Annotated in this window: 13 protein-coding genes; 5 read left to right on the forward strand and 8 right to left on the reverse strand. The window is 39.8% G+C overall.

The features are described 5' to 3' along the window. Positions 1–199 precede the first annotated feature (199 nt). The 3 genes from ACFS6I_RS18530 to ACFS6I_RS18540 form a co-directional block, all read right to left on the reverse strand. Positions 200–1,198: a mannose-1-phosphate guanylyltransferase gene (locus tag ACFS6I_RS18530; RefSeq protein ID WP_380922885.1), complete on the reverse strand. Its 999-nt coding sequence runs from the start codon at positions 1,196–1,198 to the stop codon at positions 200–202. 140 nt (positions 1,199–1,338) lie between these two features. Beyond that, entirely contained in the window at positions 1,339–1,764 is a 426-nt protein-coding gene (locus tag ACFS6I_RS18535) for an adenylyltransferase/cytidyltransferase family protein (protein WP_380922887.1), read from the reverse strand. Between the two features lie 256 nt (positions 1,765–2,020). Beyond that, entirely contained in the window at positions 2,021–2,467 is a 447-nt protein-coding gene (locus tag ACFS6I_RS18540; RefSeq protein WP_021188618.1) for an adenylyltransferase/cytidyltransferase family protein, read from the reverse strand. 349 nt (positions 2,468–2,816) lie between these two features. Here ACFS6I_RS18540 and ACFS6I_RS18545 point away from each other — a divergent pair, with 349 nt between their 5' ends. The 5 genes from ACFS6I_RS18545 to ACFS6I_RS18565 all read left to right on the forward strand — a co-directional run bounded on the left by ACFS6I_RS18545 (position 2,817) and on the right by ACFS6I_RS18565 (position 7,108). Further along, positions 2,817–3,725: a DUF5106 domain-containing protein gene (locus ACFS6I_RS18545; protein WP_380922889.1), complete on the forward strand. Its 909-nt coding sequence runs from the start codon at positions 2,817–2,819 to the stop codon at positions 3,723–3,725. Between the two features lie 10 nt (positions 3,726–3,735). Beyond that, positions 3,736–4,194 carry a S24 family peptidase gene (locus ACFS6I_RS18550; protein WP_380922891.1) on the forward strand — a complete coding sequence of 153 codons (459 nt, stop codon included), beginning with the start codon at positions 3,736–3,738 and terminating at the stop codon, positions 4,192–4,194. Between the two features lie 61 nt (positions 4,195–4,255). Next, on the forward strand, positions 4,256–4,525 hold the full coding sequence (locus tag ACFS6I_RS18555) for a PqqD family protein (RefSeq protein WP_380922893.1): 270 nt from the start codon (positions 4,256–4,258) through the stop codon (positions 4,523–4,525). Further along, a complete protein-coding gene (locus tag ACFS6I_RS18560) occupies positions 4,526–6,178 on the forward strand; it encodes an ABC transporter ATP-binding protein (RefSeq protein WP_380922895.1) in 1,653 nt (550 codons plus the stop codon). 12 nt (positions 6,179–6,190) lie between these two features. Further along, positions 6,191–7,108 (forward strand): hypothetical protein, encoded by a 918-nt coding sequence (locus ACFS6I_RS18565; RefSeq protein ID WP_380922897.1) that lies wholly within the window; start codon positions 6,191–6,193, stop codon positions 7,106–7,108. Positions 7,109–7,273: 165 nt separating this feature from the next. Here ACFS6I_RS18565 and ACFS6I_RS18570 read toward each other — a convergent pair whose 3' ends face one another. The 5 genes from ACFS6I_RS18570 to ACFS6I_RS18590 form a co-directional block, all read right to left on the reverse strand. After that, entirely contained in the window at positions 7,274–8,773 is a 1,500-nt protein-coding gene (locus ACFS6I_RS18570) for a S41 family peptidase (RefSeq protein ID WP_380922899.1), read from the reverse strand. Positions 8,774–9,176: 403 nt separating this feature from the next. Continuing rightward, positions 9,177–9,698, reverse strand: coding sequence for a hypothetical protein (locus tag ACFS6I_RS18575; RefSeq protein WP_380922901.1), 522 nt, complete (start codon positions 9,696–9,698; stop codon positions 9,177–9,179). Positions 9,699–10,011: 313 nt separating this feature from the next. Beyond that, complete coding sequence (locus ACFS6I_RS18580) at positions 10,012–10,545, reverse strand: 3'-5' exonuclease (protein ID WP_380922903.1); 534 nt, start codon at positions 10,543–10,545, stop codon at positions 10,012–10,014. Between the two features lie 117 nt (positions 10,546–10,662). Then, complete coding sequence (locus ACFS6I_RS18585) at positions 10,663–12,003, reverse strand: TlpA family protein disulfide reductase (RefSeq protein WP_380922905.1); 1,341 nt, start codon at positions 12,001–12,003, stop codon at positions 10,663–10,665. Between the two features lie 39 nt (positions 12,004–12,042). Beyond that, positions 12,043–13,272 (reverse strand): thioredoxin family protein, encoded by a 1,230-nt coding sequence (locus ACFS6I_RS18590; protein WP_380922907.1) that lies wholly within the window; start codon positions 13,270–13,272, stop codon positions 12,043–12,045. Positions 13,273–13,276 lie beyond the last annotated feature (4 nt).

The following is a 13,276-nucleotide window of genomic DNA, read 5'->3' on the forward strand; positions in this document are numbered from 1 at the left end:
GAACTCCAACTTTACTGAAAATAAGCATGAAATAATATGCTAAAAAATAAGCGATAGATGTATAATTCACGCAACAAAATTTACATACATTCACGAAAGAATTTTATCGCTAAAAAAATGGGAATCCTTGTATAAGTAGAATTCCCATTAGAAGTTTAAAAAATATAAAAAGCGCTATATTTTTTAAGTTTGTATATTTTTAATCGATCAATTTGGACTGGTGTCTTTCCAGCGTATTGTAGATTTTCTTCACATCCTGAGAGCTTTCTTTTTGCAGCACCAAAATGGCATCTTTGGTGTACACCAAGATTGTGTTTCTCAAACCAACAAAGGCGCTGTAAATATCTGTTCCGATGACCATATTACCATTTTCATCCGTAGGATGTCCCGTATGTTTCAGGTAATCATACATCGATTCAAATGAACCCAGATCGGACCAGTTAAAGTGTGTTGCCACAACGCGAATTTTTTTGGAACGCTCCATCACAGCATAATCAATACTGATCGATGGAATCTCTTTAGATAATGCTTCATCTAATATACCATCTTTCTTATGTTGCCATGCCGCTAATGCTGTTGCATAAACCCGGGGCTCAAACTGTTGCAGTTCGTGCAATAACGTGTCCGCACGAAAACAGAACATACCCGAGTTCCATAAGAAATTACCCCTTTCAATAAAATCTTCTGCAGTTTCTTTATTAGGTTTCTCACGAAAAGACAGTACCTGATCCCCTTTATATTCAATATAACCATAACCCGTCTCCGGCTTAGTTGCCTGAATACCAAAAGTAACAATATATCCTTGGTTTGCCTTTTCAATTCCTTCTTGAATAGCCTTATTGTAGCTTTCGTCGCCCACGATAACATGATCTGAAGGAGTAACAACTAAAATATCATCGGCATTAGCCGCAAATGCCGCAAATGCAATCGCTGCGGCTGTATTACGAGGAGTAGATTCCACGATATCAATATACTCCACCCCGCTGTTCTCCATGACTTCGCGGCTCAATTGATTATTATCTTTATTCCCCACAACAATAACCTGGTTGCATAAATCGCGATTACGATTGACAGTCATCTCAAACAAAGATCCCTCTTTAAATAAGGATAGATATTGTTTAGGAAAACTTTTACGCGACAGTGGCCATAAGCGGCTACCCACTCCACCCGATAAAATCACATGTACGATATTGCTCATTCTATTTTTATAAATTATTTTTTTCTAGTGACGCAGTGACTAGTAAATTAGTAACGTAGTCCTTTCTTAGTAATGTAGTGACGAGTCACCTGCTACCTATTAACTTCGTTACGCTGTTACTCCTTCTCTTCGTTATTCGATTACTTAACTTTCTTCGCTTCTTTCGCGGCAACTTCTTTTCGTAAACCTGTACTTGAAAAACGGTGGCTACGTTTATTATAATAGATGTCGATACCTTCTTCCACACAATATTTCTTTCCGGTGAAATCCATATCACGGTATTCTTCTCCAATGATACGCACCTGAATAGGCAAAGCTTTGATCATATCGATCAAGTCCTGCTCCGTTTCGTAAGGAATGATCTCGTCCACATAACGGCAACCTTCTAATTGAATATAACGCTCCACAACAGTTTGTGTCGGCTTGTTCTTCTCAGGAGAAACTTCTGAAGGATCGGTATTGAGCCCAACGATCAGATAATCGCAATTGCGGCGTGCTTCCTCCAACATCATGATATGTCCGGCATGCAACAAATCAAATACACCAAATGTAATTCCTATTTTCATGTAATGTGTTCTTTCTTTTTTTAGTGACGTAGTTTTTAAGTGACGTAGTTTTTAAGTGACGTAGTGACTAGTGATCAGTAACGCAGCTCTTTCTTTTTGGAGTGACGAGTTCTTTAGTGACGTAGTAACGATAGTGAACTAGTGACTAGTTTTTTTGTGACGAGTTATATGCAACCTGTTACTTCAGTACTCCGTTACTTCTTCACTTGGTTACTTCTTCACTTGGTTACTTCGTTACTCTTTTACCTGTTACTTTCTACCCTTTTTCCACCTCATGTTCGGCAACGATACGACGTAGACCTGAACTTGAAAAACGATGATCGCGGCTGTTGAAATACAACTCGATTCCTGACTCTTCGCAATATTGGCGCCCCGTAAAATCACGTTCCCGGTATTCATCACCAACAATCCGAACGTCGATCTTAAACGAACGCAGTACATCTTGCAGATCCTGTTCTGTCGCATAAGGTACAATCTGATCCACATATTTACAGCCTTTGAGTTGAATATAACGCTCCACAACAGTTTGTGTCGGTTTATTTTTCTCAGGACGATCCAACGTAGGATCTGTCTGCAGTCCGCAGATCAGGTAATCACACTGACGTTTAGCATCTTCCAGCATTTTGATATGACCTGCATGTAACAGATCAAACGCACTGAAAGTAATGCCGATACGCATTTCTTTAGCAGGTATGGTAATCATATTTAAAATAATAATAATAACATGAATTAAGCACAGTTTTTTTACTATCTCAAAGATAGAGATTATTTATAAAACAAAAGCTGTCGTGAAAAGTTCTCGAAGAAAACGTATTGAATTACAATAACAGGACAGAAAGTAATTTTTCATTTTACAACAAGAAAAATAACACGCTCTTTATTAATTCATTACAGAAACATCAAACATGGAGTGCTTACGATCGTTACGCTAACTAACATTAAAATTTAATGCTAAAGATGAAAAAAATCAAGCAATAGTTTTTAACTTCACCTCAATAATATTGTATATCAATCACAATATCGCTAAGTTTGTTATCATTAAGCTAATTATAATGAAATGTGTACCCTTTAAAGTGCTATGTATAGGTGGAGCAATCACTTTGCTGTCCATAGCATGCAATCCGAAACCGAAGTCTGATCAACAGGATAATGCAGATAAAGACAAGAAAACCATCGTCTACACCGGTGCGGACAGTGCAGTATTGAGCTACTGGGACAAAATTGATATGCAGGATACCGCAAAAATTAAAGATCCCAATATTGGCGAGCAGAAATTAGCTGATTTTATCTCGGCACTCAACTCGGTAACAGATACTGTAGCGGATCATGCTGTAGCACGCATGTTGGACAAAGCAAAAGGAAACAAAGTAACTTTCGATCATTTTATTAAATTATACGAACACTATCTTTACGAAGGTAATTCGCCTATGCGTAATGATAACCGCTACGAATCTGTACTGCGTTACCTTATAAAAACCGATCAGCTGACAGACCTTGAAAAAGAGGCCTACCGCCCGGTTTATAAATTGGTACAGCGGAATAAAGTAGGTCAACTAGCCGAAGATTTTAATTTCGAAACCAGCGATGGCAAAACCCAAAAGCTGTCGGATGTGAAGTCAAAATATACGCTCTTGTTTTTCTACGACACCGAATGTCCACACTGTAAGCAAATGATTGCGGCGCTTAAAGATACACCACAAGTTGTCGATCTTTTTGAAAAGAAACAAATACAGATGGTAACCATCGAACCTTGGGGCGACCGAAATAAATGGAAAAACTTTCAAACGCATCTGGCAGGAAATTGGATCAATGGTTTTGATACCGAATCTGTCATTCAGAAAAAAAGACTTTACGATACCAAAGCTTCGCCGACAATCTATCTTTTAGATGCCGACAAAAAGGTGATATTAAAAGATACCGATCTGCAACAGGCACTCCAATATGTGGTCCAGCTCACCTAATTTAGGAAAGATGGATAAAACAGAACCACGTATCATCACGAATGAGCTGTATTTTGAGGAAGTACAACGTTTGCTCAATGAAGGAAAAGAGGTCTGCATCCGCATAAAGGGCAATAGTATGTTACCTTTTATCAAGAATGGAGACCGAGTATTGCTTGAAGCTTATCGAGGAGCTCCTTTACGTTCAGGAGCAAACATCCTAGCTAAACATGAAGGCAAGTTTGTTTTTCATCGCTATGTAGGTAAAAAGAATGGAAACATTGTTCTAGCCGGCGATGGAAATATCGCATTGCACGAGTACGTAACATCATCCGATATTATAGCGATTGCCACAAAACATTATTCAGGAGACAGTGATTTAGCAAAAGATATCAACAGCACCTGGCCACGGTTTAGAGGCATGAGCTGGTACCGGCTAAGAATCGTTAGAAGGGTAATCAATGCACTAAAAAGAAGGTTTCTGACCTAATTTCTTAGAATGCGAAGGATTGATTAACTTTGAATTTACTAATTTTTTAACTTTAACATAAATGAAATTAAGAACGGATTTAGTTTTAAGAACAATAGGTTCGGATCATATGATTGTGGATCCTAGTCAAGATATGGTTGATCTTTCTACAGTATATACATTAAATGATTCTGCAGCATGGCTTTGGGAGCAGTTGCAGGGTATTGAGTTCTCAAGTGCAACTGTTGTTGATCTGCTATGCGAACACTATGATGTAACGGAAACACAGGCACAAGCTGACGCTGAAATTCTAATTCAGGATTTCGAAAAACAGGGTTTGCTGGAAAAATAAATGCCAAAAAAACCATCAGCTGTGACCAATAATAATAACTTGAAACAGCATATCCGCTGGGCTTGGTCGATAAGCCAGGGATACCGATCGAAACTGCTCCTGTATTTTATATTGGAGCTCATTGCGATTGTGCTCTCCTTACTTTTTGTGTACCTATCCAAAAAAGCGGTAGACATGGCCATCTCTCCGGAAGACCTTCCGCTGAAGTGGACACTTATCGGAATTGTAACGAGTGTTGCTGTTGGGATAGGTATCCGGGCATATACCAGCTGGCTAAATGAGCGAATCAAAATGATGATGACCTTCCAGCTGCAACGAAATATGCTAGACGCACAGATGCTATCCGTCTGGAAGCTTATCAAAAACTGGCATACAGGCGATATCCAGATACGAATCCAAACGGACTGCGAAGAAGTGGCCACTATGATCGCAAAATCGGCACTTTCATTTCTGCTTACCGTTATACAGTTACTGGCATCTCTTGCATTTCTATGGTACATGGATCCGATGCTGGCACTCCTGATACTGGCCATATCGCCCCTATTTTTATTTTCGAAAATATACTTCCAAAAAATGCGCAAGCTGAGTCGGGAAGTAAAAAGTGAAGAGAGTAATTTCTCTAACATTCTGCAAGAAAATCTTCGCTTTCGACTCTTGATCCGGGCTATGGGTATCTTTCCAAAAAGAAGGCAAAAACTTACCGCCAGCCAGCAAGAGCTTTTTGTGTTGAAAATGAGACAGCTCAATTTTTCGACCTATACCCAGAGTGCCATGAAAATCTGTATTAATGCGGGCTATCTGCTTACCTTTATCTGGGGGATCTATAGACTGCATAGTGGACAGATCTCATTTGGTACCATGACAGCGTTTTTGCAATTGGTGGCACGGATACAAACACCGATTCTCGCACTGATCACCTATATACCGGGTTTTGTCCGATTCAGAGTTTCTGCGGACCGCCTCTTGGAACTTAAAGAAGGTGAAATAGAACCGCAGATTGAACAGCAACGGTTATTGGGGACAACAGTCTTAAAGATCCAGGATCTATCTTTTAGATATGAAGATAAATGGGTATTAAATAACCTGAATTTAAACCTGATGGCGGGTCAACCTACCGCGATCGTGGGTCCCAGCGGTAAAGGAAAAACAACCCTAATACGCTTATTGCTATCGCTGATCAAAGCAGAAAAAGGCCAGATATTACTCACGGACCGCGAAGGTTCAAGACCCTTAACTGCTGCACACCGCATCAATTTTGCCTATATTCCACAAGGAAATTCACTTTTCAGTGGCACTATTCGGGAAAACCTGATGCTTCATGTTAAAGAAGGAGAGCATATTGCTTTAGAAAAAGCCCTTTGGATTGCCTGTGCAGAATTTGTACTGGAACTGCCTGATGGTGTCGATACCGTGGTCGGTGAATCGGGAATGGGCCTATCCGAAGGGCAGGCGCAACGCATTGCGATTGCCCGAGCGCTGATGCATAATGGTGATATCTGGTTATTTGATGAAGTGACTTCGGCACTGGACAGAAATACGGCCGACACACTAATCAAAAGACTTTTAGATTTTGGGCAAGATAAATTATGCCTTTTTGTAACTCACGACTTAAACTTGGCCGATACATGCGTACAGCGTATCTATCTCGACTAATGAAAACGCGCTATGACTTTAACAAACCCTACTGAAATATCGAAAAGATGGTATAAAATAGCCGATCTAATACTGGAGATCAACTATCCGGCTAGCCTAGATCTGGAAAAATTATTACCCTCTTTCCGTGATTTTCAATACAATACAACGAAAGAAAACAGGACCATCCAGGTGAACCTGAGTATGGAGCAAGCTCCGCAAGGTGAAGACCTCGGGCAGCTCTTAAGTGATCAGTCCATATCATGGGGAGACCGCTTCTGTTTTTATGAAAAAGAAAACACATTTATCACGACAATAGCCAATGATCGGGGGAACGACTTTTGGTATCTGTACAGTGAAAGAGATTTTGCTCAGTCAACCATTTATATCCCAGAAAGTACCGAAACAGAACAGAGTGCAGTTATCTGCTGGATGTTGATGATGCTTTTTGGTCAAGCTGCTCTCTTGCACGATGTCATTATGATCCACGGATCGGTCATCAACCGAAATGGTCAGGGCATAGCTTTTTTGGGTAAAAGCGGCACAGGAAAAAGTACGCATAGCCGTCTGTGGTTAAAACATATCCCAGATACATCATTGCTCAATGATGATAATCCGGCGATCCGGATTACAGAAAATGGCGTGATTATATATGGTACTCCTTGGAGCGGTAAAACGCCTTGTTATAAAAATGAAGCGATACCATTAAGAGCATTTGTACGTCTGCAACAGGGGCCTGAAAATATATTTGAACCATTATCTGGCGTGAAAGGTTTCATTGCTGTATTGCCAAGTTGTACAGCTATTCGATGGAATAAAGATCTTTTTGCCATGATGAACAGTACATTGGAAAAAGTAATCAGCCAGGTTCCTGTTGGTTTTCTAAAATGCTTACCGGATGAAGCGGCTGCACAACTTTGTCATCAACATATTTTTGAGACACCGTCATAAGTCATAATGCCTCAGAGCAGTCTAACTTACTGTATCACAATTGAACATTGCATGAGGTGATCTGATTCACCCCTATAAAAAAGAGCGGGATCGATATGGATCCCGCTCTTTTCATTTTAAAAATCGGAATGATCAATCGATCATTCCCTATATGTTACAGCACGTCTAGTTCTTCAAAAGACCCCTTTCAGGAAGAGCATTGACAGCACCACCGATTGACATACGGGCATGTTGGCTTGCACGAACACGGGCCGACGTTTTCTTTGTACTTCCCGGGACAGCATCTTCCAAAGCCGTCTCTAACATCGTCTCTTGTGTATCACCTGTCGGCAAAAAGATATAATCATTTACATTGGGCTTATCTGCCACTAATCCGTCCCAGTAATCAGCAAAACCTGCAGAATTTTTCAACTGGAAAGATGCTGGCCAGAAAGAAACACGGTTTTCAATAATCTGTTCGAAAAATCCAACAGGTTTCCCATAAGTATGTGTTCCTGTCGCGATAATCTGAACGTTCATATAAGGTTTAAGGACATTAATCAGCATCTCTGCCGCTGAAGCCGTTTTTTCACTGACCAAAAAATACACTTTACGCAGATTCAAGGTACTTGTCTGACTGAAGTATGTATCTCTGAACATACCATTGGTACCTTTCTGAGTTCGCTCCATATAAGCGTTACAGATATAGGTCACCATTAGCTTTTTCTCCGGAACTTTTGTTCCCGCAATTTTGTTTGCAATATATACCGCAGCATCAACATAGCCACCTGTGTTATAGCGTAGATCAACGATCAAGTCTTCGATATGCTTGTCCTCAAAAGTTTTAAAAGAAGCATCTACGCGTTGCTGATTATAATTATTACGTTCTATTTCTTCAAATGAAGAAAGGGCAAAATAACCCACATTTTTACTTGGATATTCGTAAACCTCCTCGTGATAAATCGGATCGATGGTATATGATCCATAAGATAGGCTTACATTATAAGTAGTTCCATCCTGACGCAAAAGCGCGAGCTGAAGACCACCACCTTCCAGCGCATTGGCTACACGGTTTCTCATGTTTGTCAGCGCATTGGGATCAACAGGTTTACATCCTGAAGCATCACAGTTGATCGCAACAGTAAAGTCGGTCTCGCCATTGATAGCTGTTACCATATCCGATCGCTTTAACCCAGCTTTATCAGCAGGTGAACCACCTTCGACAAAATAGATAACAGGTCTTGCGACTTTTGAATCGACCGTACCCATGGAAATATATAAACCATAACCATCATTCCGATCCATTTTTAACTTTGCCGTAGCATTGATATTATAACCATTAAGTCCATCGATAAAAGAAAAACGGTCATATACACCACCATACTGTGCATAGTTGGCATAGGCAGGAGTCATACCTTTTAAGGCATTGAGAACACTACTAGCAGAATTATACTTATCTGTAAATTCGGATGGAAGCTCATATTTTGGAATGGATTTCTCTTCCCATATCGAGTACAGTTTATAATAATAATAGATACTATCCCGGATCTTTTGATCCGTGGTTCGTACAATTGGTTCAGGCTCCGGTTCTGGATCTGGTGTATTTTTTTTACAGCTAACGAAAAAAAATGCAACCAGAATAAAAACAACCCACTTTCCGAAAGGTTGCTGTAGCGCTATCTTCATATTTTTTAATATAATATTAAACAAACTTAGATAAATAGTATCTCATAAACAATAACATGATGCTGAATATAATACAATTATTTAATCGGCTAATGAAGTGATGGAGTAACGGAGTGAAGAAGTGATCGAGTAAAGTAGTGACGCAGTAACGAGTGATGGAGTGAAGCAGTAACGGAGAAGAATTCTAACTTACCAATCCATAAATAATAAGAGTGGGGAGCACGTGCATTACCGTGTGTCTCCCCCTCTTAAGTATGAATGTAACAAAAAAAACGAACCTATAAAGTAGTGACGGCGTAAAGTAGTGATGGAAGTAACGGATGCGATACGAACACGGTAACGCACTAACTTTCTAACCCACAGACAAACTAACTTTCTAAAATCTAACGACTAACTACTAAAATCAAACTTGACTAACCTGCTCCGCCTCAAGCATCCCAACTTTAATACGGAAAGGCACACGTCCTGATTTTTCGGAAGTAATATAACCAATAACGGTCGCATGGTGGTGGCTTAGGAAATCTGGTTTACGCACCGCACCCCGTATTCGAAAACGTACGGAAGCCTCATAGGCTTGGTTTGAATCAGCAGGAAAAGTGATCATAATGATCTGATCTAAACTTACACTGAGACAAGCGTGATCCATGATCACATCTTTTACCACAATATTACGGGTGTCCTGATCTGTTCTTTTTACTTTAAGTAACAATGCTCCATTTTTTGATTTTCCGTATTCTCGTTCATCATTTTCTAAGTGATGAAACCGATAGTGCACCTGTAAAGCAGCACGTTTTAAAAACTCAGCAGACAAGCGCGATCTGCGCCAGTAATAAAAACCAGATACTAAAATTAAAGCAGTAAGTAAAAGATAGACGTAAAACATATTATTAAAAAAATAAGAACCATTTGCGACAAATCTTTTCAAAAGACAATTTTTAAGCGTTTTTGAATTGACAAAGGCAAAGATAAATCTTACCTACTGCAAGAACGAGTTTTAAGGGGGGACAAAAGGGGGACAAAGAGGTGGACATCGTTCACTACTCGCAATAAAACCTTATTTATCAAGAAGTAACGAAGGGACTAGTTATGAAGTGACGAAGTAACTAGTAACGGAGTGACATAGTGATCGAGTAGTGGAGTAAAGTAGTGACTAAGTAACACAGTGATCGAGTAGCGGAGTAAAGTAGTGACGGAGTAACGAAATAATTTTCTCAAATCTAATTACTACCTTCTAAGTACTAATTACCATCCTCCACCAATGTCGCTACAAAAGGATGGCGCAGATATAATTCAGCACAGGCTTTCGCGTCGGATAATGCCTCATGGTGATTGAGATTGATTCCCAGTACTTCACAGCAAGCATTTAAGCGAGCAGGTTTAAAACCTTTGTTACGATAGATCTTATAAGTACATTCCCACATCTCGGCAAGCTGCAGTTCCTCGTAAGACAAACCATAATGTAACATTGTTTTACGTAAAACGTTGCGATCGAACAACTCATTGTGAGCAATCATCAATTTATTAGTCAACAGGGATTGAATGGAAGGAAACAGCTCCTTAAAAGTAGGGGAATGTTGCGTGTCACGTGGTTTGATGCCATGCACACGGGTCGTCTGCCACATATATTCATTGCGAGGTGGCTGGATCAAGGAATAAAATTCATTCGTAATGATACCCGATTCCACTGTAACGATACCAACTGCACAGGCACTATTTTGATGCCCTGTTGCTGTTTCAAAATCGATCGCTGTAAATGTTAAATCTGATGTCATGCTATACTCCTATCCGAGCAAAGGTAAACAATATCCGCTGAGATTTAAAATATCGCAATAAAAACAGGCCTTCCCCCATGGTTTTAGGGAAAGGCCTGTGGTATAAAAGATGAAAATTTACTTCGCTAAATACTGATTGATCAATTCTTTCAGCTTTGCATCACTCGGACGTGGACTATCTGCATTGATCAAATTACCCGCCTTATCAATTAAAATATAGCGTGGAATACTATTAATTTTATATGCTGTAGAAAGGTCATTTCCAGAACCCGCGTGCAATTGGATCCCTTTCAAGTTTTTAGTTTTAAGGTACTCCTCCCACTTCGGTTTATCCTGATCAACAGAAACACCAACAAATGCAACAGCCTTATCCTTATACAGCTCATTCAACTGTTCCCAATGCGGTTCTTCCGCACGACATGGGCCACACCATGTCGCCCACATATCCACTAAAACAACTTTACCTTTCAAATCGCTCAAACTGGTATTCTTACCTTTTAAATCCGGAAAGCTAAACTGAAATGCAGGGACACCTGTTTTGGTCTCTACTAATTTTGTTTCTACCGTTTTGGCACGTTCCAGTTGTTCTGGCAATATAAAATACTTCTTATACGTCGTATTCATTTCCTGAAAATCCTGATAAGAACGAGCGCCTTCCAAACGTTGCAATACATACTGCCCCTTCAGCTCATCTGGACCTATTGCTTCCACCATTTTATCGAATGTAGGCTTACTGCTTAAATCCACTTTGCGAAACACCAGATTACCTAAGAAACGATCCCCATAAGGAAATTTTAAAAGTTCTAACGTCAAATATTTATCCGATTTGAATTCGGTGTAATAGTCGCTCATTTCCTCTTTACTAGGGTGTGCTGTACGAGGCATCTGCAGAAATGACGTCGCATAATACGCAAAATCATAATCCACTATTTCAGGGAAGAATTGGTCAAATTTTGCATTCCCAGTTTTGACACCCTTCTTGATGCCATCAAGTTTTACTTTGAATGCTTCTACCTCAGGAAAGAAATCCACATAGGTACTCATTCCACCAGCTGTAAGACCTTTGTCACGGAAAGTTTTGCTCTGCTTATCCCAGGCATAAAGCGCTTCATTTTCAGGGGTATTTTTTTCAACCAAAGCATAACTATCTTTTTCCAATTGTACATTCAACACTTCATCGCCTTTAAAATAAAAACGGTAAAGCCCTTGCTGGCTCAAAGGATTGCCAGCACCAACAGCATATAAGCCCTCATACTCGGGAGTGAAACGAAAGGCAAAGCGCCCCTTGGAGTCGGTCATTGACGTAGCGATTTCAACAAGCCGTCCATTCAAGACTTTGAACAAACCCACTTTTTTGGTTACAGGAGTGACTAAAGTCCCATTGATATTACTCGGTTTTTGCGCTAGAGCAAATAAGGATGTCATTATTGCTGCAACGATTAAAATTGTTTTTTTCATTAAAATGTATTTTCGATTTATGATTAGTTTTTTATTCCCTTAGCCTAAGCGCACTGGGATACTTTTTTTAATGTCTTTTATTTGGATGGTATGTGTATTCTTATTCGCAATCGCCTGTTTTAATTGTTCAATATCAGCCTTCTTGGTTGCGAGATAAGGATCTGAGAAGTCCGATTTCAATAAGGTGTCCATCGCTTTTTGAGCTTGATCAAAATCCTGCAGATACAGATACAAGGCCACCAGTTTATATTGATCAGGAATATCTAATACTCCTTTTTTCTGCTGCTCCAAAAATTCTTTTAGAATAGATTTCAAGATCGCTGGCTGTTGTTTCTGACTAAAAATTACCTGCCCCAGGGCATTACTTCTTAGATCCCAATTCGGGTAAAGGTCATATTCATCTATTAATTTTAAATAGCTTGCCGCATCTTTGGATTGCTCATAATAGCTAGTGACAATAATGGGAAGAAAGACAGACCACATGCGCTCATTATATACCGGGCGAATGTAGCTGAGCAATTGACGCAAGCTATCGACTTGTTGTAAACCGCCAAATTGCTTGCTTTTGAGTTTAGCGATCGTATTCACTTTATTTAACAATAGCGAACCGCCATAGAGATCAATCAATTGCGGTAAATGATCATAGACCCAGTTGGTATATCTAGGAAAATTGGTCACGGTGTTGGCTAAAAATGCGGTTTCCGATGTCAGATCTTTTTGTTGTGCTAAGTAAGACTCCAATTCCGCAAAATCATGTTGTTCACCTGTTTTGATAAAGCGTTCGCTATACGCAGCAGGATAAGCATGATCCAGATTGGTATCAAAAGCCAAATACTGACGTTGTTTCTCCAATGCTTTCCCTTTTTGTAATAAGGAAACAAAACGGTCAGCTCCAAAATATCCAGCTTCGGTCAATAAAGCTTTTCCTGCCCCATTCAACAGGACAAAAGTTGGGAAGCCGGACGCACCATATTTACGAGCCAGTTTTTTACCATCCATTTCCTTCATGACATCGGTTTTAAAGACAATGTAATTGGAAGCGATCTCCTTCGCAACTGCAGGGTCTGGGAAAACCTTTTCGTCCATCTCTGCGCAGGGCATACAGCCGACAAAATAGAGATCGATCAAAATTAATTTATTTTCTTTCTGAGCCTGTGCCTTACATGCCTCAAAACTTCCCTTAAATGGAGCGACTTCCTGTGCATAGATACATGGTGCACAAAGGACCAGTAGCACAATGATCATTAAAAATCTATAATTGGGTTTCATATGA

This window comes from Sphingobacterium anhuiense, from assembly GCF_042686355.1.
Classification (GTDB): domain Bacteria; phylum Bacteroidota; class Bacteroidia; order Sphingobacteriales; family Sphingobacteriaceae; genus Sphingobacterium; species Sphingobacterium anhuiense.

Coding starts and splice junctions, on each gene's coding strand:
- ACFS6I_RS18550 (WP_380922891.1), top strand. CDS start 3,736: ATGGATAAAACAGAACCACGTATCATCACGAATGAGCTGTATTTTGAG.
- ACFS6I_RS18565 (WP_380922897.1), top strand. CDS start 6,191: ATGACTTTAACAAACCCTACTGAAATATCGAAAAGATGGTATAAAATA.
- ACFS6I_RS18590 (WP_380922907.1), bottom strand. CDS start 13,272: ATGAAACCCAATTATAGATTTTTAATGATCATTGTGCTACTGGTCCTT.
- ACFS6I_RS18545 (WP_380922889.1), top strand. CDS start 2,817: ATGAAATGTGTACCCTTTAAAGTGCTATGTATAGGTGGAGCAATCACT.
- ACFS6I_RS18540 (WP_021188618.1), bottom strand. CDS start 2,467: ATGATTACCATACCTGCTAAAGAAATGCGTATCGGCATTACTTTCAGT.
- ACFS6I_RS18580 (WP_380922903.1), bottom strand. CDS start 10,545: ATGACATCAGATTTAACATTTACAGCGATCGATTTTGAAACAGCAACA.
- ACFS6I_RS18555 (WP_380922893.1), top strand. CDS start 4,256: ATGAAATTAAGAACGGATTTAGTTTTAAGAACAATAGGTTCGGATCAT.
- ACFS6I_RS18570 (WP_380922899.1), bottom strand. CDS start 8,773: ATGAAGATAGCGCTACAGCAACCTTTCGGAAAGTGGGTTGTTTTTATT.
- ACFS6I_RS18585 (WP_380922905.1), bottom strand. CDS start 12,003: ATGAAAAAAACAATTTTAATCGTTGCAGCAATAATGACATCCTTATTT.
- ACFS6I_RS18530 (WP_380922885.1), bottom strand. CDS start 1,198: ATGAGCAATATCGTACATGTGATTTTATCGGGTGGAGTGGGTAGCCGC.
- ACFS6I_RS18560 (WP_380922895.1), top strand. CDS start 4,526: ATGCCAAAAAAACCATCAGCTGTGACCAATAATAATAACTTGAAACAG.
- ACFS6I_RS18535 (WP_380922887.1), bottom strand. CDS start 1,764: ATGAAAATAGGAATTACATTTGGTGTATTTGATTTGTTGCATGCCGGA.